A 24,284-nucleotide genomic window follows, 5' to 3' on the forward strand; every position below is an offset into this window, starting at 1 on the left:
TAAAACCTAATACATCTCAAATGCATTGATTTTCGATTATTTCGTTTATTGTATATTTCGATTATTTCGTTTACAATCAAGGCAACACAATTAATTAGGAGATAACGATGACAACCAAGCAACTGACCAATGTTAATCTGCCGGACAAATTCGAAACGGAATTAGCCCAGCAAAGCCAACGCGAATTAGCGGCCTATCTGTCAACGAAACTGGAAACCCAGAAAATCGAGATTATGGGCGAAGACCAGCAATCTCATACAATCGAGCTTCCAACCTCAGCGATGATGTTGCTGATGGAAATTTTAGGTGAGCTAGCTGCTGGCAATGCGGTTCAGATCGTGCCAGTTCATGCAGAACTGACGACGCAAGAGGCGGCAAATATCTTGAATGTGTCACGTCCACATATGGTGAAATTACTGGAAGAAGGATTGCTGCCTTTTCATAAAACAGGCCGGCATCGTCGCGTATTGTTTGCCGATCTAATGGCTTACAAGCGTCAACGTGATCAGAACAGCCTAGAAGCTATGCAAGCGTTAGCAGAGCAAGCTCAAGAACTGGGGATGGGTTACTAATGAGACATTCGCCCTATCCTGTCCTTCTAGACGCCTGTGTTTTGTATCCGGCCAGACTGCGTGATCTGTTAATGCATCTGGGGATAATCGGCCTTTATCAACCTAAATGGAGTGCTCAAATCCACGATGAATGGCAACGAAACCTTTTAAAACAACGGCCTGAAATTACAGCGGAAGCTTTAACCCGAACTGTTCAATTGATGAACAGGGTACTGCCCGATGCCAACGTGGCGGGATACGAGCCTTTGATTACGGGTCTGACACTTCCTGACATGGATGACCGCCATGTACTAGCTGCTGCGATCCGAGCTAAAGCCGAAGTGATTGTAACGGTAAATCTGAAAGACTTCCCGGCAGAGGTATTAGCTGCTTTTGACATTGAAGCCTTGCATCCTGATGCCTTCATTTCTGATCTATTCGATTTAAATCCTGCGTTTGCTCTAGAAGCAGTCAGAAGACAGCGTAAGTCGTTGAAGCATCCCCCAATGGATGCCGACGAGTTTCTGAATATGCTCTTTAAACAAGGGCTGCCTATGACGGCTAAAGTCTTGGAAGGTTATAAGTATACGTTTTAAAATAATTCTCTCGTATCGCATGGTTTTATGAATAATAACTGTCTTAACGATGGTTAATTTAAAAAAATAACGAAATTACAGGTAGGCGATAAAACTACATCTATTAACCGAGCTTATTTACGACTTATATTAAAGAAGCACAGGATACTTCTGTAAAAAAACTTAAACGAAATAACAGCAAAAAATAGTAAAAATACAACCATAATAATGAGCAGGATATTTACCTGCCCATTATCACCTTGTACCCATTACTTCGAAATTAAATGCTCTTCTTTACCATAATGCTCAGAACGGGGACCATAAAGTAAACCGCGACTACCGCCAGCTGTCAGTAAACGATTACTTGTAATGCCGGCAATTTCATGGCCTTTATCCGTAATGGTATTCGCGATTTGTGAAACGACCGCAGACACCAAGATTCCAATAAGACTACTATTCGAGTTATCTTGATTTTCAGTCGATGAGGCAACTGCCCGGCCATTCCACAATTGTTTACCACTACGCAGATCCACCAGTTTCGCGGAAGCCGTTACGCGGGTATCGCTGTTGATAATCTGATATTGCGTGCCGTACTCTTCAATATCCAGATAGAGCGCGGAATCTGCACCAAAAATATCATGCAGTTTTTTATAACTGATATTCTGAATATCCTGCGCCACTGTCACGCCATTTTGCTGAAATGTCTCTTCCACCACCGCAGCCGGAAAAACATAATAGCCAGATTCTGCTAATGGATAAGTCACTTGAGATATCAGGCTGTGACCTGCTTTTACTTCCAAAGATTTATTCACCGCCGGCAATACCAGAATGGATTTTGGCTTGCTCTCTTTAAATGCTGTGTAATCATAAGGAACAGATTTACTGCTACACCCAGTCAGCACAAGCGTAGCTAATAAACTTAACGCCACAAGAATACGGTTCATTGCATAGTTCCTTTATTTTTACTTAATAAAAAGTCCATAAATGGCGCTGATTCAGGAAACAGTTTTTTCTCTGCTTCAAACTGATGGAACGCGTCTGAAACACGACCCGTTTTGCTATACAGCAAACCCATCTGTGCATGCAACCCAGGCGGTACAGATTTATCTTTCGCTTTCGCTTTTTCAATCACTTTCTGCAAAGCCTGTAACTGTTCTTCAAACCCCATCTTATCCTGCTGATAATACTGATAAACTGTAGGTTCGTATTCATCCCATTCATAAATCGTTTTCGGCTGATTGATACAACCCGCCAAAACCATCGTAGCCAGTAATAAGCCCGCTTTTTTCATTAATACCATGAGAATATATCCCTATATTTCTTAGTTAGAAGGTTTCCATGCACCCGTTTCAATATTTTCGACCAAGCTATTTACCGCTTCACGAATTGCCAGATCCAGCACTTTACCATTCAGCGTGGAATCATAGCTGGCAGTGCCACCGAAGCCGATAATTTCACGGTTGGATAATTTATACTCACCCGCGCCTGCCACAGAGAAAACCACTTCGGACGTTTCCACATTCACCACATTCAGCATGACTTTTGAATAAGCCACCTGTGATTTACCGCGTCCAAGCAGGCCCCATAACTGATGATCGCCGACTTCTTTACGGCCAAATTCAGTCACATCGCCGGTAATGACGTAAGTAGCACCTTTCAGCTTCTGTGATTTACCCTGTAAACCCGCTTCCGCTTTCAGTTCCGCCATGTTGGTACGTTCCAGAACGGTAAAGCGCCCGGTCTGCTGTAAATGGGTGATTAAAATCGTTTTAGATTGATTACCGAGACGATCAACGCCGTCAGAGAAAATCCCGTTTTGATAACTGGAACGGTTTTCAAACTTACCGATAGCAATTGGACTGCGCACACCTTGATATACAGTGTTATAAGAATTCACTTTTTGCACCTGAACGGTATTGGAAGATTCCGTTGCACACCCTGATAATATTGCCGAAGCCAAACAAATTGAAGATAAAACCAACTTACTCCGCATAAACCCTATTCCTACACAAAATTATTCGCCTATCCACCTAAAATGCAAAAATAGGCAGATGACATATTCCATTAAAAATCTATTTATATCAGAAATTATTATGAATAAGCCTGAGCTATGTGACCAGAATTTTATGCTAAAAAAATAAAAAACCATTCGTTATATCACACTTTCATTATTAAATTTTATTTCCATAGCGAATAAAATCACATTAACTTAAATTATAATTTAAATATTTTATTAATATTTATACTGTTAATGAAATTATTGGTATTTGATATCAAAAAATCTATTTGTTGATGATTAAATATCGTTCAAAAATAACCAATTAATTAAGCTAAACAAGTAAAACAGGAATATTTCTATATATAGCAAACAAAATGGAGAAAAACATGAATATTGTTGATCGTTTTATTTCTTATACCAAAATCAATACCACGTTTACCCCCCACCCGATTCCGATGCGCGGTGGCGATGATGGCGCCGTTCTTTCCCAAAAAGGTTTACCTTGCCCGAATCTCTTTACCGGCGCACATAATTTCCATTCAATTTATGAATATTTGCCGGTGAAATCCCTGCATGCAGCCAGCGAAGTTGTGAAAACGATAGTGGAATTAACGGTAGCCCGGTTTGCTCCAGGAGCGGATATATAATGCAAATTCTCTCGATATAGTCAGAATAATTTACTGGACGATAAACATCTGGCAACTCACTTAGTTAAACTGCCCAAGTTTTTTTGGGGCAGTTCACCACAGCCGGGAGCAAGTGCTACCCGGCTATCTCCTGCATGGATTGCTTCACAAATTCCGAAAATGGCTTACGTTCTTTCCTACCGAAGCCGATTCCAGCGCCGATAGATACTGAGTTCTATTTTTAAGCTTAATTACCGTCCAGGGGTAAGCACTGAATCGCCAGCTTTCTTCAGTCGTGAGGTCTGCATCCAGGAGATACCATCCCCTGATAATTTGCTTAAGATAGCCTTTCTTGACGAGAAAAGTGCGTTGCTTATCAGTGATTGATCTGGAGTTGAATACGTTACCCACAGCCGCATTACTCGCCGCTTTCAGTGCTTCTGCTAACCTTTCGTTTCCAGTTTTTGCCATATTCTTTCCCCGCCAGATGCTTAATAATTAGCTGTTATGAGAATGCAAAATTAGTTTTTACGCTATTACATTTCTAGCTGTTGCGCTAAGATGGGGTAGTGACCAGCTACCCGGTCACTACCCCAAGATCCAGTAAACAAAAGGGGTTTGGCGTACGCTGGAACACGAGCTTCTAACTCAAATATATCGCAACCTTGTCACCAATAACTTCATAACATAATAATAAAATACTGTTAATATTATCGCTCATATTGAAACTATTTTATCCATATTTAGCAACATAATACGCTTTATGATATTATGAATAATGATAACCTCAGGTAGTTTATAACTCATCAATGCAGTGGGTTCTCCGCGATACCCAGGAATGTTTTGAATGAAAAACGAGCCGGGCTATGAAAGCAATTTCGCCTGATTCGTCAAGGCGTTATTGCATCAGAAGTAAAGCAATGTCGTCATTCAAAAAAATAAGGAGAAGACCGATGCAGGTCAGCAGAAGAGCTTTCTTCAAGATCTGCGCGGGTGGTATGGCGGGAACAACAATTGCCGCGCTGGGATTTGCTCCAGCCGTAGCGCTGGCTGAAACTCGTCAGTACAAACTACTGCGCTCACGTGAAATTCGTAATAACTGCACTTACTGTTCCGTTGGCTGTGGCATTCTGATGTACAGCCTGGGTGATGGTGCGAAAAACGCCAAAGAAAGCATTTTTCATATCGAAGGTGATCCGGATCATCCGGTCAGCCGGGGTTCTCTCTGCCCGAAAGGGGCTGGAGTGCTCGATTATATTCGCAGTAAAAACCGCCTTCAGTACCCTGAATACCGCGCTCCAGGTTCTGATAAATGGCAACGTATCAGTTGGGATCAAGCGATTGAACGTATTGCCCGTCTGATGAAAAATGATCGTGACGCCAACTTTGTTGAGAAGAATGAAAACAATGTCACTGTCAACCGCTGGCTGACAACGGGTATGCTCTGCTCTTCCGCTGCCAGTAACGAAACCGGTATTCTCGATCAGAAATTCACCCGCGCCATGGGCATGATCGCCATTGATTGTCAGGCACGCCTCTGCCACGGTCCGACGGTATCGGCCCTGGGGCCAACATTTGGCCGTGGTGCCATGACCAACAACTGGGTCGATATTAAAAACGCTAACGTTGTTCTGATCATGGGCGGAAACGCCGCTGAAGCGCACCCGGTAGGTTTTAAATGGGTAATTGAAGCAAAAATCAAAAACAATGCTCAAGTGATCGTGGTTGATCCACGTTTCAATCGCAGCGCTGCGGTAGCCGATTTTTACGCGCCGATCCGTGCCGGCTCAGATACCGCCTTCTTACTGGGTGTGATCCGCTATTTGATGCTCAACAACAAAATCCAATCTGAGTATGTTAAGGCTTACACCAATGCGGGCTTGATTGTTCGTGAAGATTATCAGTTTACAGACGGTTTATTCAGCGGCTTTGACCAAGCCACCAAAAGCTATGACCGATCTTCATGGCATTACGAAACCGATGAACAAGGTTATGCCAAACGGGATGACACCTTGTCTCATCCACGCTGTGTCTGGAACTTGTTGAAAAATCACGTTGAACGTTATACCCCGGAACAAGTTTCCAGCCTGTGTGGGACTTCAAAAGAGGATTTCCTCTATATCTGTTCCCAACTGGCAAGTACCTCAGTCACCAACCGCACCGCAACCATTCTCTATGCACTGGGCTGGACTCACCACACTGGCGGTGCTCAGATTATCCGTGCCGCCGCAATGGTCCAGTTACTGTTAGGTAACGTGGGAATGCCGGGCGGCGGTGTTAACGCATTGCGCGGTCACTCCAATATTCAGGGCTACAGTGACCTTGGTTTATTATCGCTTAATCTGCCCGGTTATCTGCCTCTGCCGAGTGAAAAACAGCAGAACCTGGCAACCTATCTGGCGCAAACCACACCGAAAGCCTTAGTGCCAAATCAGGTTAATTACTGGAAAAACACACCAAACTTCTTTATCAGCTTGCTAAAAGGTTTCTGGGGTGAACACGCCACAGCAGAAAATGACTGGGGTTACGATTGGCTGCCTAAATGGGATAAAAGCTACGATATCCTGACTCAAGCCGAATTAATGACTCAAGGCAAAATGAACGGCTATATCGTTCAGGGCTTTAATCCGCTGGCAGCATTCCCGGATAAAAATAAATCAAGCAGAGCATTAGCTAAACTGAAATATCTGGTGGTGATCGATCCGCTGGTCACAGAATCATCTAACTTCTGGCAACACCACGGTGAGATGAATGATGTGAATCCGGCTGATATTCAAACCGAAGTTTTCCGCCTGCCCTCTTCCTGTTTTGCCGAGGAAAATGGATCGATTGCTAACTCAGGTCGCTGGCTGCAATGGCACTGGGCTGGAGCTCATCCACCGGGAGAAGCCCTGCACGACGGTAAAATTCTTGGCAAGTTGCTGATGCGTCTGCGTGAACTCTACCGTGAAGAAGGTGGCACTTATGCCGATCCTATTATGAATCTGTCGTGGGATTACCAAAATCCTGAAGATCCGACACCAGAAGAGATTGCCCGTGAAGCTAACGGTAAAGCATTAGCGGATATTAAAGACGAAAACGGCAATATCATGCTGAAAAAAGGTCAGCAACTTTCCAGTTTCTCTCAACTGAAAGATGATGGTTCCACATCCAGCTTCTGCTGGGTCTACACCGGTTGCTGGACCGAACAAGGCAACCAAATGGCCCGCCGTGATAACTCAGATCCATCCGGTTTGGGCTGTACTCCAGGCTGGGCGTGGGCGTGGCCACAAAACCGCCGGGTGCTCTACAACCGCGCATCGGTTGATCCACAAGGCAAACCGTGGGATCCGAACCGTGAGCTGATCAAATGGGATGGCAGCAAATGGCATGGCTTTGATGTTGTTGATTACAGCAACGCCGCACCGGGAACCCATGTTGGGCCGTTTATCATGCAGCCAGAAGGCGTCGCTCGCTTATTCTCTATTGATAAAATGGCTGACGGGCCATTCCCTGAACATTACGAGCCGATTGAATCCCCTATCGGCACCAATCCACTTCATCCGAATGTGATCTCCAACCCGGTTGCCCGCATCTTTCATGCCGATGTGGCTTATATGGGAGACGCGAATGAATTCCCTTATGTCGCAACGACTTATTCCATTACCGAACTGTTCCGTCACTGGACAAAACACGCTCAGCTTAATGCCGTGGTTCAGCCCGAACAATTTATTGAAATCGGTGAAAAACTGGCGGCAGAAAAAGGCATTATTCAGGGGGATGAAGTCAAAGTCTCTTCCAAACGCGGGTTTATCAAAGCCAAAGCCGTTGTCACCAAACGAATTCAGCAACTGACCATTAATGGTAAGCAAGTTGAAACCATTGGTATTCCTTGCCATTGGGGTTTCGCCGGGGCAACCCAGAAAGGTTTTCTGGCAAACACTCTCACACCTTCCGTGGGTGACGCCAACGCGTATACACCAGAATACAAAGCGTTTCTGGTGAATGTGGAAAAAGTCTAACAGGAGCGAATTATGGCAATGCAATCTCAAGACATTATTCGTAAATCTGCCACCCATTCCTTTACCCCAGCACCTGGTGTGCGTGATCATCAGGAACAAGTGGCAAAATTGATCGATGTCACCACCTGTATTGGCTGTAAAGCCTGTCAGGTGGCCTGTTCAGAATGGAACGATATCCGTGACGAAGTGGGTTTTAATGTCGGTGTTTATGATAACCCAACCGATCTGACCGCTAAATCATGGACCGTGATGCGATTCTCTGAGGTGGAAGAGCACGGCAAACTGGAGTGGCTTATCCGCAAAGATGGCTGTATGCACTGCGCGGATCCGGGCTGTCTGAAAGCCTGTCCGTCAGAAGGTGCGATTATCCAGTATGCGAACGGCATTGTGGACTTCCAGTCAGAACACTGTATCGGCTGTGGTTACTGTATCGCGGGTTGTCCGTTCAACGTGCCGCGGATCAATAAAGAAGACAACCGGGCATATAAATGTACCCTGTGTGTTGACCGTGTTGGCGTTGGCCAAGAGCCTGCCTGCGTGAAAACCTGTCCGACCGGAGCAATCCATTTCGGCACCAAAGAAGATATGAAAAATCTGGCGTCCGAACGGGTAACTGAACTGCAAGGCCGTGGTTATCAGAACGCCGGGTTATACGATCCCGCAGGTGTTGGTGGTACGCACGTTATGTACGTCTTGCATCATGCGGATAAACCGCAGCTTTATCACGGTTTGCCGGATAATCCGACCATCAGCCCAACCGTGACTTTCTGGAAAGGTATCTGGAAACCACTGGCAGCGGTGGGTTTTGCCGCAACATTCGCCGCCAGCCTCTTCCACTATGTCGGCATTGGTCCAAACCGCACCAGCGAAGAAGACGAAGAACATGCCCGTCAAGATGATGAGGTACCAACAAAATCAGCTAATCGGGAGGAGTTGTAATGAAAAAGAAGGATACGATTCTCCGCCACTCACCGATTGAACGGGTGAATCACTGGTCAGTGGTGCTCTGTTTTCTGTTTACGGGGATCAGTGGGTTGGGTTTCTTCTTCCCATCCTTTAACTGGTTAATGAATATTTTCGGCACACCTCAGTTAGCACGGATATTACATCCGTTTATCGGCTCCATGATGTTTTTCTTGTTTATCTTTATGTTTTTCAGATACTTCAAGCATAACTTTATCGACAAAGAAGACATTGTCTGGCTAAAAAACATCCATAAGGTCCTGAAAAATGAGGAAGCCGGCGATATCGGCCAATATAACCTGGGTCAAAAAGGTATTTACTGGTCTATCATCGGCTGCCTGATCTTACTGGCTATCAGTGGCGTGATTATCTGGCGTCCCTATTTTGCCGATTTCTTCTCTATCCCGCTGATCCGGCTTGCGCTTCTGGTGCACTCTCTGGCCGGAGTTGGCCTAATCCTGCTGATTATGATACATGCCTACGCCGCATTTTGGGTGAAAGGCTCTATCCGATCGATGGTGGAAGGCTGGGTAACCCGCGGCTGGGCGAAGAAACATCATCCTCGCTGGTATAGAGAAATTCGTCAAAAAGAGCAGCAGGAAGAGAAAAACTCTTAGCCCATTTTCCTGCTGAATTTACCTGAACCATGCCATGTGAATAACTGACAGAGATGTTCCAGCATGGTTCTTTATTTGCAACAATACCCAATACCGGCAGTGAAACATTTTGATATTTTATATTTAATTGACATAAATCATTATCTTATTCTGTTATCTCTGTTTAAACTATCTAATGTGAAAGCCACTTACAAATATTTTTACAATTGTTGGTTTTTTTGCTCAATTTTCTTCTTTTCTCTGTTTATATCAGAATAAAAAGAAATTAAAATCAGTTAATTACAATAATTCACTATGATCTATCAATTTATGTCATTAAAAAATAATTTCTATTTTTCACTTATACATGATCGATTATTCTGTAACGCGAAAATGTTCTCCCGTTATCTTCTTACTGACGATCAATCTGCATAGTGAAATACTCTGATATATACGAATCTCAAAAATATAGGGTTGTTGCATCATGTTACATCTCTTCCCTATAACACCTACATTTTTAACGGAAATATTAAGCGAGAGCCATTATGGAAACGGCAAAAAACAACCCTATCATGGTCGCAGATTCCCCTGCGGCAAAGCGGGCAAACATGACTGAAAATGAATGGCGGGCAGCTATCAAATTCGACAATCTTGATGTTGGCTGGATCATCATGAGTATCGGCATGGCAATCGGCGCCGGTATTGTCTTCCTACCGGTTCAGGTTGGTTTGATGGGATTGTGGGTTTTCCTGCTGTCATCGGTGATTGGTTATCCAGCGATGTACCTGTTCCAACGTCTGTTTATCAATACGCTGGGGGAATCCCCCGAATGTAAAGATTATCCCAGCGTTATCAGCGGTTATCTCGGTAAAAACTGGGGCATTCTGCTGGGTGCGCTCTACTTTGTTATGTTGGTAATTTGGATGTTTGTTTACTCAACAGCCATCACTAATGACAGCGCTTCCTATCTGCAAACTTTCGGCGTCACTGAAGGTTTATTATCCGACAATCCTCTCTACGGACTGGTACTGATTTGTATTCTGGTTGCACTTTCATCCAGTGGTGAGCGACTCCTGTTTAAATTATCCAGCTTTATGGTGCTGTCCAAACTGCTTGTCGTCGCGGTACTTGGCTTATCCATGATAGGCATGTGGCACTTATATAATGTCGGCGCGCTGCCACCAGCAGGAACGCTGATAAAACAGGCGATCATTACGCTGCCATTTACCCTGACTTCCATTCTGTTTATTCAAACCTTAAGCCCGATGGTTATCTCTTATCGCCATCACGAGAAAAATCGTGAAGTCGCCCGCTACAAGGCATTAAGAGCGATGAATATCGCCTTTGGCGTCCTGTTTTGTACGGTCTTCTTCTATGCAGTTTCATTCACCTTAGCAATGGGACATGATGAAGCGGTTCAAGCTTATGAACAAAATATCTCTGCTCTGGCGATTGCTGCAAAATTCTTTCCCGGGGGCTGGGTAACGGTTATCAGTGTTTTACTGAATATCTTTGCTGTGATGACCGCCTTCTTTGGCGTTTATCTTGGCTTCCGTGAAGCAACCCAAGGCATAGTGATGAATATTCTGGCGCGTATCATGCCAACAGAAAGAATCAATAAAAACTGGGTACAAAAAGGCATCATGATTTTCGCTATTCTGCTGGCTTGGGGAGCGATTATTCTGAATGCACCGGTACTGAGTTTTACGTCAATCTGTAGCCCAATATTCGGTATGGTCGGTTGCCTAATCCCGGCTTATTTGGTCTACAAAGTGCCAGCGTTGCACAAATATAAAGGAATATCGCTGATCTTGATTATCTTTACCGGATTCCTATTGTGTATCTCACCATTGCTGGCATTTTCCTGAATTAAAAAAATATTAATGGGGTAAATCGCAGTCTGATAACAGACTGCATTTACTCAATTAATGAAATTATACATTCAGAATTACATTAATATGAATGATGAAACAGACAGTTATCATAATATATATGAATACAAAAAAAGCAACCAAAACAGAATTAAATAATTTAATTTTATGTATTAGAAGTCAATATTATAACTTGTTTAACATAAATGATAATATATAAAGAGTTTTACCTAAAAAAACAGAATTAATTTATTTTTAGGTGATCATAATATTGGCTAAGAATAACCAATTCCCCTACTTAAAATAACAGCAAAGTTGATTATCTGCACATTTAAACCGAATCCTAATTCCCCATTTATAAACCAACCCTTATTAAGTAAATCATTAATTAAATATGAGATTCAGTAACTGAATAAAATCATCTAATTTATTAAATTCCTTATAGATATATTGCGAATTTTTTTCTTTTCATTACTATGAGCTTATGAACGATTAACTTAAGTCATTAAATTAATTCGTTCGTTTTCAAACAACCAAAAAGCATTTCTGTTAATTAAGTTACAACCTACAATTGAATTAATCATATATTGTTATTAGTTCATAAGTTATATATTTTGGGTTATTTAGGTGCATATAATGATAAGTAAGGAAACATTTGAGGTCTTTCCCTCTGTTGATATTGTTGACGGCATAGCGATGACATCGAATTCTGCGATTCGATTAACCCGTGGTGAAAATTCAACATTGCGGAAACCTTTAGGTACCCCGGTAGAGGTCGCACTGGCCTGGCAAAATGCCGGGGCGAAATGGATACATGTTGTTGATCTTGATGCTGCATCAGGGCGAGGTTCAAACAGCCATTTGATTGCTGATGTTATTGCCGCAGTCGATATTCATGTCCAGGTCTGTGGCGGGATCAGAGATGAAGCGATCTTGAGCAAAGTATTAGCAACCGGATGCCAACGGGTTAATTTGGGCACCGCAGCATTAGAAAAACCAGATTGGTGTGCCCGAGCTATTGCAGAACATGGCGATAAAATCGCAATTGCTCTGGATGTAAGAAGCACATCAGAAGGTTATCAACTGACAACCCATGGATGGAATGTAAACAATGGCAATCTCTGGGATGTACTTGAACGCCTTGATAGGCAAGGTTGTCAGCGCTACGTCGTGACCGATGTTGAGCGGGGCGGCATGATGAGTTCACCAAACTTCACCCTATTACGTGAGGTCTGTGCACAAACTTCATCGCCCGTGATTGCCGGCGGCGGGGTATCAAGCATAGATGATCTGCGTGCTTTGGCGGACATGCACCCTCTGGGTGTTGAAGGTGCAATTCTTGGTCAGGCTTTACATATCGGTAAAGTTTCTCTGGAAGATGCCCTTGCCGCAACACAATCGCTGAGGAGTTGAATATGTCCGGGACGTTCTCTTTACCTCCTGATTTGGATTTTCGCGCTATTGGTTTATTGGGTGAGTTACGCGGCATACCTGAAGCCGGCTATTTAGCAAAAGAAGTGATGTCTCTCCCGGGTTTACTTACAGAAACATCGGAATTCGTCGGTTCCCGCGGTGTTGCCTATTACGAACAAAAATCTTGCCAGGAGCTATTAGCGACAGCGAAATATTACGCGGAGCACATCACTCAACTCCAATGTACAGATGAGCTGTGCGCCACCCCATCAAAATATATCTTAGCCGATCATATCCTGGCAAAGTTGCTCAGAGTTATTGATAGCTTATTAAGCTCTCCGCAAACTGTTAACGAAGATATTGTGCCGTTCATTGATGGGGTCAAAGAGTGCACTAAAGTCGTCAGCTCAACACTGACAGGCACAGCATTCACTTTTTCATCCTCCTCGATCCGTGACCTGAAATTGCCGTTTTCTTCGGAACACAAAGTGCCCAGACCGTATATTGAAGGGGATAATCACCTGTTAACGTTAGCTGCGGCACAAATTGATGCATGCCCAAACTCCTCGGTTGTTGGCATTATGTTGGGAGGATCATCGGCGGCGGCAGTCACCGCCGCGGCGTGGAGCAGCGATCTCAATTTAGTGAAAGTTTCACGCTACGACGATGCATCTCATAAAAGCAATCGCCTCTGGGGACATGACATTCCATCTGGACAAACAGTAACGATTATTGATGATAATTGTGGAACAGGAGATACCTTACGTCAGGCGATAGACCTGGTGATAGCTGAGACCGGGCAACGTCCGAAAGCACGGGCCGTCGAACTGCACTGGGAAAAATTATTGCGTACCCGTGTTTATGGGCATCTTGATCGTGTATTTAATCCCGAAACTTTAGATGTATTGACACCCTGGTGTTTCAGACATCATCGGGTACTAAACAGTTCGGTTACCCAACTCTTAACTCATGGTAAATACACTCATACAACCACTGCGGATTGGATCGCCTATTCATACAGTTTGTTATCTGTCCTTCATGACAGCCTGGCAGACTCAACATGGGCAACCAAATTATTGCATTTTCTCTCGAATCTAAAATCACAAACACCACTGAATTGTGAGCAACCAATAGATGCATTTAAGACTTTGGCACATCAATGCCCTGAATGTTCTGCTCGGAAAATTAGTTTGGAAAAGGGAAATAATTGATTATGGCAACAGCACATATTATTTGGGATTGGAATGGAACATTGCTTAATGACGTCAACGCAGCGTTAAATGCAACGAATTTTGCACTTGCTGAAATTGGCATTGGACCACTGACGCTGGAACAATATCGGGAATATTATTGTGTTCCTGTACAAGCGTTCTATAAACAAGTGATTGGGCGTGAACCCTCATCCTCTGAATGGTCAGTGATCGGAAACACATTTAATCTTCACTATCGACCGGGCCTGCAAAAAGCCAGTTTAACTGAAGGCGTAAGCCAGTTACTTGCTTCCCGCTATCAAGCAGGTGCTACTCAATCATTATGCTCACTGATGCAACATGATGAATTGTTGCCTATGATTGACAATCATGGCATTGGCAAGTTCTTTACCTGTATAGATGGCAGAAATACGCCATTATTGACAACCGGCAAATCAGTGCAATTGGCTAATCACGTAAAAAACCTCAATATTTCCCCTGAGCAAAGTGTTGTTATTGGCGATGCTACTGATGATGCCATTGCGGCATTAGCGGCAGGTACTCATGCCATTCTATATACCGGGGGAACCCACAGCCGTATAAGTCTTGAAACCGCAGGTGTTCCCGTTGTTGATACCTTAAGTGAAGCGTTATTAATAGCAGACTCTCTGGTATATAAACAATAAAAAGGAATTTATCCAAAATAACTATAATAAAAAATATGTTTAGTCATTTAAAAATAAAATTTAACTATTATCTATGCTCATTTCATAAATAAAAAGGAATAAATTTATGTTAATTTCTGTCGTTGGACTCCAATTCGGAGATGAAGGAAAAGGAAAATTTGTTGACTATTTGTCCGTTAATACAAATAACGTCGCCAGATTTAATGGCGGAGCAAATGCCGGTCACAGTGTACAATATGGGAATATAAGAGGATCATTCTCCCAATTACCCTCATCACTGAATGAAAAAAATTTATATATATGTCAAGGAGCTCTAATCAGCTTGCCGATACTCATTAGAGAGATTGATTTCATACAAAAAGAAAACATTAAATCTAATATATTTATCGATCCCCGCTGCCATATCGTTTTACCATTACATGCCGAGCTAAATAAAGCATCAGAGAAATATAAAGGTAAAAATAAAATAGGCTCGGTTGGTGTAGGCGTTGGTGCCTGCGTTGAAGATAAATCTAATCGTCATGGTATCCGACTTATTGATACCTTAGATAAAGAGAAATTAAGAAAAAAATTAGAGTTTCTTTGGGGTATCAGGGAAAAACAGATTAATCATGTTTTTAATGAAGAAGCCACATTAGATTTTGAGGAGATGCTAGAAAAAACGCATCAATATGGCAAGAGAATAGAGCCTTATTTCACATTCACTAATGAAGTTATCGGTGATTTGCTAAATTCTGGCGAAGATGTTTTACTTGAAACATCACAAGCCACTTTCTTAGATAATAGCTTTGGTACTTATCCTTATACCGTAGCATATCAGACATTAGTTCAAACTTGTTTTGCTATGATAGGTATCCCGGCGCAGAAAATACATATTGTCGGTGTGATGAAATCCTATATGATCCGCGTAGGCAACGGACCATTCCCCACAGAGTTATCTGACGAGAAAGCTGACTATATTCGGGAACGTGGAAACGAATATGGTACCGTTTCAAAAAGACCAAGACGTTGTGGCTGGTTAGATTTATCTCTGATTAAACATGCGGTAAAACTCAATGGGGTAACCGAACTGGCAATCACGAATGTTGATGTTCTTGCTGGCTTACACGAAATAAAAGCGGCTATTGCATATGAAATTGACAATGAAATCGTCAGTTGTGATAACGCATTATTACAGTTAGACAAAGCAAAACCTATCTATAAAACCTTTAAATGCTGGGGAGAGCTTAACGGATCATATACACACTTGACAGAGCTTCCCACCGAATTGATTAACTTCTTGTCTCTTATTCAAGACTATGCTGGAGTTCCTATCAAGTATGTCTCATATGGACCAGATAGAAATCAGACATTAGTCATTCAATAATAAGAGCGGAAAAAATAATGATTCATTATGTAACTGGATTTATGTTTTCTAAAGATAAAAAACATGTCTCTTTAATCTCAAAATTACAACCCAGTTGGCAAACAGGGAAACTTAACGGGATTGGCGGTAAAATAGAGGCAGGTGAAAACCCTCAACAGGCAATGGCAAGAGAATTCGCTGAAGAAGCAGGAATTGAAACACGCCCTGAAGAATGGCGACTATTTACTGTCTTAACTCGCCCTGACGTTTATCGGGTAAATTTTCTCTCTATGTGTGATGATCGGGTTTATTCTGCAAAATCTATTGAAAAAGAGATCGTCAATATCTATGAAACAAATGCATTACCCGATAATGTTATCTATAACTTACGTTGGTTAATTCCAATGGCTGCCGATGAGCATTTACGTTTCGATAAAGAAATTGAAATAACAGAAATGCGGGGTTAGATGCGATGTTATTGGTATAATGTATATTTTATGTAATTAATACTGTTGCAAATACGGAAGCACCTGTATCTGAAATGGGTGCTTCCGTAGTCAGAAAACACATTTTCTAATGATGGGAATGTCAGATAAACACGCTGAGTATCACTCATCACAAAAAACCTTTAAAACTAAAAGCTTTCTAATTTTATCGTGGAATTTCAATAAAATAGAACAACCAACAAAAAACCAATAATTGCTTCTATGAATTTAAAAAAAATTGATAATACTCTTAATTTTTTCACTCTTGTGACTGCTCCCCGCCGTAAAGAGGGTGTCGTAAAAGCTCAATGAATCTTTCAGTTATATCATTAAATAAATCAACATCCGTATCATACTCTTTAACTGCTTCCTCACCATTGGCAAGTAAGAAAAAGTTGAATTCAAGTTTATTTGTGGGCACAATGTGCTCACAACATAATGAGGAGGATATCATGCAAACAAGTATTAAGACACGGATCTCCGAAGAGCTGAAAAACAACGCTATGACTGTCCTGAATGATTGTGGCCTCACCGTCAGCAGTGCCATTCGTCTATTCTTAGAACAAGTTGTGCAATCTCAAGGGTTACCCTTTGAAGTTAAACGACGCCCCTCTACTAAGACACTGGCAGCCTTACAAGAAGCCAAAGAACTGGAAATAAAAGCAGAACATCGTTATCACTCTGTAGAAACCATGCTCAAAGGACTGAATGATAAACAACAAACGGAGTAAATTACCCCGACGGATAGAGTATACACGTACTTTTGCAAAGTCTTGGGAACGTTATAATCGGGGTCGTAGAAATATGAACGATATGATTGAGGTTATGAAACTGATTTTTTCAGATAAAGAGTTACCGGAAAAATATCTCGATCATGAGTTAAAAGGGGCAGAATGGGAAGGCGCAAGAGAGTTACACGTTGGTGGTGACTTTATTCTAAAATTTCAATAAATATTTCAGTTATAGCATTAATGATTGTTAAAAAAATAAAATAAATAGATAAGAATAAACTATTCATTTATTGTGGCGAGATCACTGACAAAAAACCATTAAAGTGACCGTTCCGTCGGTCACGAAACTCAGCCATCAACCGGTTTATATCTTCCCCCTCTTTAAGCCATTATCAGTTAACATCCAAATTTACCCAATGTCGCTTCCGCAATAGGAATATATTGGTCTGTTAATTTACTGACGCTGTTATTGGTTGCCGGATAACAACAATCAAGGAAAAACCAGTTTATCGGTGTATCCAATATTGAAGCAATCTGCACCAAATGGGATAAATTAATGCGGTTTATCCCTCTCTCATAGCGTGAAAGTTGTTGTTGGCTGATAGCTATTTGCTCCGCCAATTTTACTGCGGTCATGCCTAATTCTTTCCTTCTTTTCTGAATACGCTTCCCTACTAATAGATGATCTTGTCTCATTTTCATCCCAACCTTTAGCTTAAAATAACACCCTATTTTATGGCATTGCCAAAATTATTGCCCCTGATCCAGAAAAAGGACCGGCTTCTACTTTGCCATTTTTCTGTAAAACTGATTTCACCATAACTGGTACGCTTCCTCCAGCCGGTACAAAAACAGAAACACCCTCTTCGCCTCTTCTATTATTTAATAACAACTGGGCTTTTAAACTACCATCACTTCTCAACGGTACGAATCCCCTATCAGGACCCGTCGCTGTCACAACAATCTCTATATCTCTATTACAGGTCACATTAATATTCTCAGTTCTGCTTGCGCCTTCCAATTCTGCTTCATCAATATTACCGTAATTAAGTTCAACTGAACCCTCACTTACTTGACAAAAACCTATCGGAGGAGGTGCAACACCACATAAAGATCCCGGCAATAGTCTCCCTCTAAAACCATTTCGATCAGTTTCATAAAACAACCCCACACATTCCTGATGAAACTGAATAGCCGGGCCAACATGTTTTGCAATTCCGGTAATTGGAAAACTGGTTTGTTTCAATATCTGAGCCTGAACTTGTTTCATCGTCCTGTATCTTTCTACACGGATATTGAATAGTTTATATGGCTGCCCTGAATAACCGTCTATACTATGACGATGGTTAACAGACACCCAACATGCAGAATAACCATAACAAGGATTTGGCGTAAAATCGTTCTCTTCATCCCAGCGTTCAATCACAAAAGTATAATAGGCATTTGTGGGAACACCCTCAGATTTAGTGATATATGAAAATATTGATGCCGCAGCACCTGATGAGAACAGCGATAAAAATACCAGACAAGCAGAGAATAATTTTTTCATTTACTTACCTAATAAAATAAAACCAAAATTGTGCGATTAGTCATAGTTGAGATTAAATGTCGCAATAGCATGAAACACGCCCCGTTTAATCGTCTGGTTAATCAACGCCGTTGGTTCAGCTTGCACATACGCTTTCAGGATAATCACGTTTTCACCCACTTTTAACGGATAAACATCACCGTCTTTATTCAACGGTAACCGTTTGCCTTCCACCGTTTCGATACCAATGGCAATCCCGGAAGCCTGGCTACCCGCGCCTAATGCTAATAAACCCGGTATTTGTGTGTTTTCTACCCCATTGAATGTCAGTTTAATAGATTTCCCCACACTCATATCACAGCCAGATAACCTGAGCTGAAAAGGTTCACTATTAGTCCTGCCATGCATATACAAATATTTTTCAGCAATCGTGCCCAAATCAAGCCGAATATCTTCATCACCCGGTTTAATCGTGCAGGGTTCCTCAACCAATGCTCCGTAAAAACGCATATTATCCGCAGCCTGTACCACCTGATTGCAATAAACCGTAATAGCAACAATCATAAAACCAACGCGTAACACGAATAACTTGAAATAATTCATTGGGTTTCCTTTCACTGGTATTCCGCCAGTAATGTCGCCGTCACTTCAAATGCCCCTTCTGGTAACGTGCTTCCCGGTTTTTTCACCGGCACAGCCTGTATCACCGGCAGTTTCTGTGATGCCACCGGAATACGCTTGTTAAGGATGAAAGCTTTACCATCCAAAGTCAGATGAATACCCAAATTGGTGATATTCGTTTTCAACGCAGCAGCATCAAATGAAGTCTGTGGGCCAATCACTGTTAATCCTAAACTCCAGCCAGAAATATCAGGCACACATACCAATTGATAATTCACCGACTGGGTATAATTCACCCCGTCCACCTTATGTATTCCAACATTATGACCAAAATAGACATCAATCATATTGCCGTCATTAATGACGCAAGGGGGCGGTTCAAGCAGTGTGCCATGAAACCACATATTATCTGCCGCCTGCCCCGACATCACACTGATCAAACCCAGATAAACTGTCCAGAAAGCACGATAAATCAAATATTTCATCAGTGTCTCCTGTTTATTGGTACTCAACCATCATCGTAGCAGCCGCACCAAAACCACCGCCTTTCAATACCGCAGTCATATTTTTTACCGGCACCGCATGTAACTCCGGAAAATCCGGGTAGGCAAATTTCATCCAATCATTGACGGGTAATTTTTGTCCGTTATGAATAACCGCGATACCAAGCCCAGAGTGATTGGTTTGTAACACTGCCCGGTCAAAACTGGCAGTGTTACCCGATATCATCATTTTCATCGCATTGGCCGGCATTTTTTCACATTTCACCGTGTACTTAACCGGTTTCATGTAATTAACCCCATCAATACGAGTAATCATCACTTCACCAAAATCCACATCAATAGTATTACCATTATTAATCACACAAGGTGGAGGCGCGATAACAACGCCATAAATATTGACCGGCGTTTTACCCGAAAGACTACTCACTGGCGTTGCTGCGACGTTTACCCTTTTTGTCGGTAAATCAGCCTGAACACCAGCACTCAGCAAACAACCCAGCAGTAATACAACCCATTTTTTTCGCCTGCGGTATGGCTTTCTTATTCGCAGAGGCTTAGTCATAATTCACCCTAAAATCCACCACTGCCCAGTAATGCCCGACCTCCAATGCTCCCGACGTTCGCACCGGCGTCACGTAATACACCAGACTATCCTGCCCCGCTGCCACAAAATGCGGGCGTCCCCGTTCTCCCAATCGGACATCATTGTTAGCAGTATCTGTGATCTGCAATCCCAACCCGGTGATGCCCGCCACCCGTACCAGATGGGGATAATCCCGATCCGCCGCAGCCACAAAACTGACGGTCACCACCGGCTGCAAGTTACTCCACGTCAGATTGCCTGTCCGGGTATCTCGCACCGCCCCTTTGGTCCGTAAACAGTCGCGGAATTTCAGGGTGAACGGTATCGGCGTGCCTTTATCTCCCGGCTGGCGTAAATCACTGTTCAGCGTCGTGCCCAAACTCACTTCCTGCCACTCAGAAGTCATATCCAGACGGCACGCCGCCTCAGTTAACATACCAAACACATGCAGTTCACCGTGGTGACTATCTATATCCGCAACCCGGTTCTCCACCGCCTGACTCACCGTCACCGGTATCAGTAAGATCGCCAACACCAGTGCGCAACCTGCCCGCTTTATGTTCATCGTCGCTCCTCGCGGCTTCGCCCGTTACGACGAACGTTCAGCCACCTGACACTGGTTTCCTGCACAGCTAAAAGTCAGTTGTGGCCGGCCACCAAAATCATTGACGTAGGTCAGTACCGGCGCACTTCCCAAAGCCCCCGCGCTCCCACTCAGCACCGCACTGCTTTTTGGCGCCACCATCAATGGCTTAAAATCCGCCACAGTTTTCCCTTTAAGCTGATTCGACGCATCCACCACGGTGATGTAATACGGAGTCGGGTTGTTCACCTGATATTGATCCCCCTGACGTGTCAGTGTCATCTTCTCCTGCCACGGGTTATCCAGATCAGTGCGACTGGCAAAAATCGCCTTTGGCCGATAGAACAGTTTTATCCGAGTTTGCAGCGCAATTTGCAATGTGTTCGGTTTCTTGCTGCGCGGCGGTATTTCACGCAAATTAAAATAGAACAGGCTTTCTCGATCCTGTGGCAGCTGTGCTATTGCCGGCAGTGACTGTATTTTCACCTGGCTCTTTGCCCCCGGCTCCACTCGCTGCACCGGCGGTGTCACCACTAACGGACCATTGATTTTTTTACCCTGTTCATCTTCTATCCAGCCCTGAGCCAGGTACGGCAACTCTTTGTTCTGGTTGCTGATATCCATACTGGTGGATTTATCCTCACCGTTAAACACTATCCGGGTACGATCCAGTGCAATGGCCGCCATTGACTCACTGACCACTGACAAACTCAGGGCTGCGATCGTTACTGCATTCATTGTTTTCTTCAATTTCATGCTCAATTACTCATTCTCAGAATATGTCATTTCAGCGTCATTACGGGTCACCGCGATAAGTTCTGGTGACAGCAACAAGGTTTTCACGCTGCCTGTTAGTTGAAACTATGGCTGCTTATTACCGCCAGCCAACTGGCAAGGCAGTAATAACGAGGCCATCTCTTCGACTATTGATAATTCATGCGGCAGTTCAATCACACACTGCAACTCCCCATCCCAGCGTACATCCAGTTTCTCCCCCGGATTTATCCCGCTCAGGTAGGTATTCCCACCATCATTGACGATGCCAATCTCCCGTTTATCCTGATTCAATACGGTGGCCCCAAACGGAGGTATACTCCCGTCCGACAAACGGATCATGCTCATCGCTTTCTCACCGGATATCACCTGAAATTTACGGTAGCCAATCGCCCCTTCCGTCAGCGTCGCTTGTTGTACCGACCGTATTGCTTCCACATTGTCCGGTAGCTTATTCAAATCAATACTCGCACTGTTGCGGTAATAGTTGTTTACATCAGAGATCACCGCCTTACCGAACATATTGGTATGGGTAATCGCACCGAAGCCTTTCACCGGGACACCCCCGACACCATCGGTATCTACCATCAGACGCGTCGTACCCGGCGTATTGATGCGATGCAATGCCGCACCTTCTGACGTGACAGTCACCCCACCCTGAACAGCAAGCGCCGCCGAGGTATAACGCCCATCCTGATAACTCGCACTTGTCGTCAGTTGGGCAAGATCACCGTAATGGGTTAAATAGCCGTTAGCCGCTGCCTTACCGTCAATACTGGTACCCGCCGCTAAACGATAGCTGCTGTTTTCATTAATCCGGTCGTAATAACCTACCGTATTGGAATTACCTTTGCGGTTGACCATCGCGTTATAACTGATCGTTCCTGAATTCCCCCACGGCAGGGATAACGTCATATACATGCCATCGTCATTCTTACCTTCATATTTATTACGATAAGCCGATAGGTTCAGGTTAATATTCTTAATGGTTCCAATACCGAAATAGCGTGATACCGATATGTTGTAGCGATCATTGTTCGACTGGTTCCAGTAAGTCTGGTGGCTGTAGTTCAGATAAGTACTGATCCCTAAATCCGTGAACTGTTTATTCAACATAATGGTATAAAGTTCTTTATTACTCTCCGCATCCCCATCGTGATAACGGCGATCCAAATACTGGCTCATGCTCATGAAGTCACGTTCCGAGAAGCGATAACCCGCAAACGTCACCTGACTGTCATATTCCTCAAAACGCTTGGAATAACTGAGACGATAAGAGCCGCCGGTCAAAGTTTTACCCTCATCCGGTAAGCGGGCACGGGATTCAGTCACATCAAACGACAACGCACCGAAGGCCATCAGATCACGCCCTACCCCCAACGACAGCGCGTTATAATCTCCGGCCCCCAATAACCCACCATACAGTGACCAACCGTTGTTTATCCCCCAGGAAAATTCGCCCAACCCAAAGCCGTTCCCCTCACTATGGTGCTTCCAATTGGTCGGCTTACCCGCCGCCAATTTGTACTGCACCCGGCCCGGACGGGTCAGATAAGGAATGCTCGCTGTATCGACCTGAAATTCCTGTATGCCACCATCCTGTTCTTCCACCCGGACATCCAGTTTGCCACTGACCGCATCATTGATGTCCTGAATACGGAATGGGCCGGGCGCAACCTGAGTCTCATATAACACCCGGCCCTGCTGACGAATGGTCACTCTGGCATTGGTTTTCGCCACGCCAGTCACCTCCGGCGCATAACCACGCAGGTTTGGCGGCAACATATTGTCATCCGTCACCAGACTCGCCCCGGTAAAACGAAAGCTGTCAAAAATACCTGAATTGAGATAATCCTCACCCAGTGTCAGTTTGGCCTGCCAATGCGGTATCGCCCGATACATATAGTAACGGCTCCAATCCCAATTTCTCTCTGTACTCCCTTCCCGTCCAGTGATGTGGTTATATTGTGACTGCCAATCTGCCCGCAGACGCCACGCCCCAAAGTTTATCCCGGTTGTGCCGTTGGCACTGATATTATGATTCTCATTTCCCTTAGCCGGCTTAGATACCTGAGCGTTGACGTTATAATCAAACATCATTCCCAAAATCCCTTCATCCCAACGTGATGGCGGATCCCAGTCTGATGAGCTGTATTCAAGATAAGCTTGCGGCACACTCAGATATAACGTATCGCTGCCCAAATCGCCGCGCACCATCATTCCTGGCAGCGTGTTAATTTCCAGACACTGATTATTGTTCCACCAAGTAATCTTTGATTCCCATTCCGCCCGCAGTCCTAGCTGCTTCACCATATCAGGCGGCAGACAGGCCACACTGCCCTTCGGATCATCCGGTGGCACCATAAAAGTCACCGGCATCTCAGACAGCTCGTTTTTATTCAGGCGTATCATCATCTGGTAATCCCCCGGCATAATATAACCAGCACGGGAAAACTCTTTTAAATCAATCCGCGAACGATCCTGAACATCCAATACGTCGGTATTAAATTCAATTTCTTCTTCCGCATACGCAACATGAGTCCCAACCAAGGCAAGCAATCCCAAAACAGTAAAAGAATTCAGGACACGCCGAACCGGGACCACCCTGTCATGTTCGGCGGTCAAACCAAAAAACAAAACCATAACATTCTCTGATCGAT

Annotated in this window: 26 protein-coding genes and 1 pseudogene; 14 read left to right on the forward strand and 13 right to left on the reverse strand. The window is 43.7% G+C overall.

The window, feature by feature from the left end; all coding sequences use genetic code 11:
- The first annotated feature begins 107 nt into the window (after positions 1-107).
- A complete protein-coding gene (locus C5470_RS17680) occupies positions 108-572 on the forward strand; it encodes a helix-turn-helix domain-containing protein (RefSeq protein WP_036849693.1) in 465 nt (154 codons plus the stop codon).
- Complete coding sequence (locus C5470_RS17685) at positions 572-1,147, forward strand: PIN domain-containing protein (protein ID WP_152963133.1); 576 nt, start codon at positions 572-574, stop codon at positions 1,145-1,147. Before C5470_RS17680 ends, C5470_RS17685 begins: the two co-directional genes overlap by 1 nt.
- Before the next feature lie 248 nt (positions 1,148-1,395).
- Here the strand turns inward: C5470_RS17685 and C5470_RS17690 are convergent, their stop codons facing one another.
- Genes C5470_RS17690 through C5470_RS17700 form a run of 3 tightly spaced genes read right to left on the reverse strand, consistent with a single transcriptional unit; the run spans position 1,396 to position 3,119 of the window.
- On the reverse strand, positions 1,396-2,070 hold the full coding sequence (locus tag C5470_RS17690) for a DUF799 domain-containing protein (RefSeq protein ID WP_166290995.1): 675 nt from the start codon (positions 2,068-2,070) through the stop codon (positions 1,396-1,398).
- The gene (locus C5470_RS17695; protein ID WP_036849690.1) at positions 2,067-2,426 is read right to left on the reverse strand and encodes a DUF4810 domain-containing protein; all 360 of its coding nucleotides are present in this window, start codon (positions 2,424-2,426) and stop codon (positions 2,067-2,069) included. Before C5470_RS17695 ends, C5470_RS17690 begins: the two co-directional genes overlap by 4 nt.
- A gap of 21 nt (positions 2,427-2,447) precedes the next feature.
- The gene (locus C5470_RS17700) at positions 2,448-3,119 is read right to left on the reverse strand and encodes a CsgG/HfaB family protein (RefSeq protein ID WP_166290997.1); all 672 of its coding nucleotides are present in this window, start codon (positions 3,117-3,119) and stop codon (positions 2,448-2,450) included.
- A gap of 443 nt (positions 3,120-3,562) precedes the next feature.
- On the opposite strand from C5470_RS17700, the pseudogene C5470_RS17705 reads away from it, so the two are divergent.
- A pseudogene (locus C5470_RS17705) lies at positions 3,563-3,772 on the forward strand (peptidase T); the annotation flags it as partial.
- A 144-nt stretch (positions 3,773-3,916) separates the two neighbouring features.
- Here the strand turns inward: C5470_RS17705 and C5470_RS17710 are convergent.
- Positions 3,917-4,222 (reverse strand): hypothetical protein, encoded by a 306-nt coding sequence (locus C5470_RS17710; protein WP_036849687.1) that lies wholly within the window; start codon positions 4,220-4,222, stop codon positions 3,917-3,919.
- 482 nt (positions 4,223-4,704) lie between these two features.
- Here C5470_RS17710 and fdnG point away from each other — a divergent pair, with 482 nt between their 5' ends.
- The 9 genes from fdnG (at position 4,705) to C5470_RS17755 (ending at position 16,283) form a co-directional block, all read left to right on the forward strand.
- The gene (gene fdnG, locus C5470_RS17715; RefSeq protein ID WP_166290999.1) at positions 4,705-7,752 is read left to right on the forward strand and encodes a formate dehydrogenase-N subunit alpha; all 3,048 of its coding nucleotides are present in this window, start codon (positions 4,705-4,707) and stop codon (positions 7,750-7,752) included.
- A gap of 12 nt (positions 7,753-7,764) precedes the next feature.
- Complete coding sequence (fdxH, locus tag C5470_RS17720; RefSeq protein ID WP_152963139.1) at positions 7,765-8,691, forward strand: formate dehydrogenase subunit beta; 927 nt, start codon at positions 7,765-7,767, stop codon at positions 8,689-8,691.
- Positions 8,691-9,332, forward strand: a complete 642-nt coding sequence (gene fdoI / locus C5470_RS17725) for a formate dehydrogenase cytochrome b556 subunit (protein ID WP_166291001.1) — start codon at positions 8,691-8,693, stop codon at positions 9,330-9,332. The genes fdxH and fdoI overlap by 1 nt, the downstream gene beginning before the upstream one ends.
- Positions 9,333-9,856: 524 nt before the next feature.
- Positions 9,857-11,179, forward strand: coding sequence for an SLC5/6 family protein (locus C5470_RS17730; RefSeq protein ID WP_166291003.1), 1,323 nt, complete (start codon positions 9,857-9,859; stop codon positions 11,177-11,179).
- Positions 11,180-11,818: 639 nt separating this feature from the next.
- Positions 11,819-12,595 carry a HisA/HisF-related TIM barrel protein gene (locus tag C5470_RS17735; protein WP_166291005.1) on the forward strand — a complete coding sequence of 259 codons (777 nt, stop codon included), beginning with the start codon at positions 11,819-11,821 and terminating at the stop codon, positions 12,593-12,595.
- A 2-nt stretch (positions 12,596-12,597) separates the two neighbouring features.
- A complete protein-coding gene (locus tag C5470_RS17740; RefSeq protein ID WP_166291007.1) occupies positions 12,598-13,806 on the forward strand; it encodes a hypothetical protein in 1,209 nt (402 codons plus the stop codon).
- A gap of 2 nt (positions 13,807-13,808) precedes the next feature.
- Positions 13,809-14,471 carry an HAD family hydrolase gene (locus C5470_RS17745; RefSeq protein ID WP_166291009.1) on the forward strand — a complete coding sequence of 221 codons (663 nt, stop codon included), beginning with the start codon at positions 13,809-13,811 and terminating at the stop codon, positions 14,469-14,471.
- 106 nt (positions 14,472-14,577) lie between these two features.
- On the forward strand, positions 14,578-15,837 hold the full coding sequence (locus tag C5470_RS17750) for an adenylosuccinate synthase (RefSeq protein WP_166291010.1): 1,260 nt from the start codon (positions 14,578-14,580) through the stop codon (positions 15,835-15,837).
- Positions 15,838-15,854: 17 nt separating this feature from the next.
- On the forward strand, positions 15,855-16,283 hold the full coding sequence (locus tag C5470_RS17755; RefSeq protein WP_166291012.1) for an NUDIX domain-containing protein: 429 nt from the start codon (positions 15,855-15,857) through the stop codon (positions 16,281-16,283).
- Between the two features lie 277 nt (positions 16,284-16,560).
- Here the strand turns inward: C5470_RS17755 and C5470_RS17760 are convergent, their stop codons facing one another.
- Positions 16,561-16,722 carry a hypothetical protein gene (locus C5470_RS17760; RefSeq protein WP_152963146.1) on the reverse strand — a complete coding sequence of 54 codons (162 nt, stop codon included), beginning with the start codon at positions 16,720-16,722 and terminating at the stop codon, positions 16,561-16,563.
- A gap of 31 nt (positions 16,723-16,753) precedes the next feature.
- Here C5470_RS17760 and C5470_RS17765 point away from each other — a divergent pair, with 31 nt between their 5' ends.
- Positions 16,754-17,032, forward strand: a complete 279-nt coding sequence (locus tag C5470_RS17765) for a type II toxin-antitoxin system RelB/DinJ family antitoxin (protein WP_036849677.1) — start codon at positions 16,754-16,756, stop codon at positions 17,030-17,032.
- Positions 17,010-17,252, forward strand: a complete 243-nt coding sequence (locus tag C5470_RS17770; RefSeq protein ID WP_166291014.1) for a type II toxin-antitoxin system YafQ family toxin — start codon at positions 17,010-17,012, stop codon at positions 17,250-17,252. The genes C5470_RS17765 and C5470_RS17770 overlap by 23 nt, the downstream gene beginning before the upstream one ends.
- A gap of 176 nt (positions 17,253-17,428) precedes the next feature.
- Here the strand turns inward: C5470_RS17770 and C5470_RS17775 are convergent, their stop codons facing one another.
- The 8 genes from C5470_RS17775 to C5470_RS17810 form a co-directional block, all read right to left on the reverse strand.
- Positions 17,429-17,734, reverse strand: a complete 306-nt coding sequence (locus C5470_RS17775) for a helix-turn-helix domain-containing protein (RefSeq protein ID WP_132354721.1) — start codon at positions 17,732-17,734, stop codon at positions 17,429-17,431.
- Positions 17,735-17,765: 31 nt separating this feature from the next.
- A complete protein-coding gene (locus C5470_RS17780; protein WP_166291016.1) occupies positions 17,766-18,581 on the reverse strand; it encodes an MrpH family fimbial adhesin in 816 nt (271 codons plus the stop codon).
- A 36-nt stretch (positions 18,582-18,617) separates the two neighbouring features.
- Positions 18,618-19,163: a fimbrial protein gene (locus tag C5470_RS17785; protein WP_166291018.1), complete on the reverse strand. Its 546-nt coding sequence runs from the start codon at positions 19,161-19,163 to the stop codon at positions 18,618-18,620.
- Positions 19,164-19,174: 11 nt separating this feature from the next.
- The gene (locus C5470_RS17790; RefSeq protein ID WP_166291020.1) at positions 19,175-19,666 is read right to left on the reverse strand and encodes a fimbrial protein; all 492 of its coding nucleotides are present in this window, start codon (positions 19,664-19,666) and stop codon (positions 19,175-19,177) included.
- A 13-nt stretch (positions 19,667-19,679) separates the two neighbouring features.
- Complete coding sequence (locus C5470_RS17795; protein ID WP_166291022.1) at positions 19,680-20,246, reverse strand: fimbrial protein; 567 nt, start codon at positions 20,244-20,246, stop codon at positions 19,680-19,682.
- Entirely contained in the window at positions 20,239-20,832 is a 594-nt protein-coding gene (locus C5470_RS17800; protein WP_166291024.1) for a fimbrial protein, read from the reverse strand. The genes C5470_RS17795 and C5470_RS17800 overlap by 8 nt, the downstream gene beginning before the upstream one ends.
- A gap of 24 nt (positions 20,833-20,856) precedes the next feature.
- Positions 20,857-21,588 (reverse strand): fimbria/pilus periplasmic chaperone, encoded by a 732-nt coding sequence (locus tag C5470_RS17805; RefSeq protein ID WP_242688089.1) that lies wholly within the window; start codon positions 21,586-21,588, stop codon positions 20,857-20,859.
- A 123-nt stretch (positions 21,589-21,711) separates the two neighbouring features.
- On the reverse strand, positions 21,712-24,267 hold the full coding sequence (locus tag C5470_RS17810) for an outer membrane usher protein (RefSeq protein ID WP_036849669.1): 2,556 nt from the start codon (positions 24,265-24,267) through the stop codon (positions 21,712-21,714).
- Positions 24,268-24,284 lie beyond the last annotated feature (17 nt).

This window comes from Photorhabdus stackebrandtii (assembly GCF_011189495.1).
Classification (GTDB): Bacteria; Pseudomonadota; Gammaproteobacteria; order Enterobacterales; family Enterobacteriaceae; genus Photorhabdus; species Photorhabdus khanii.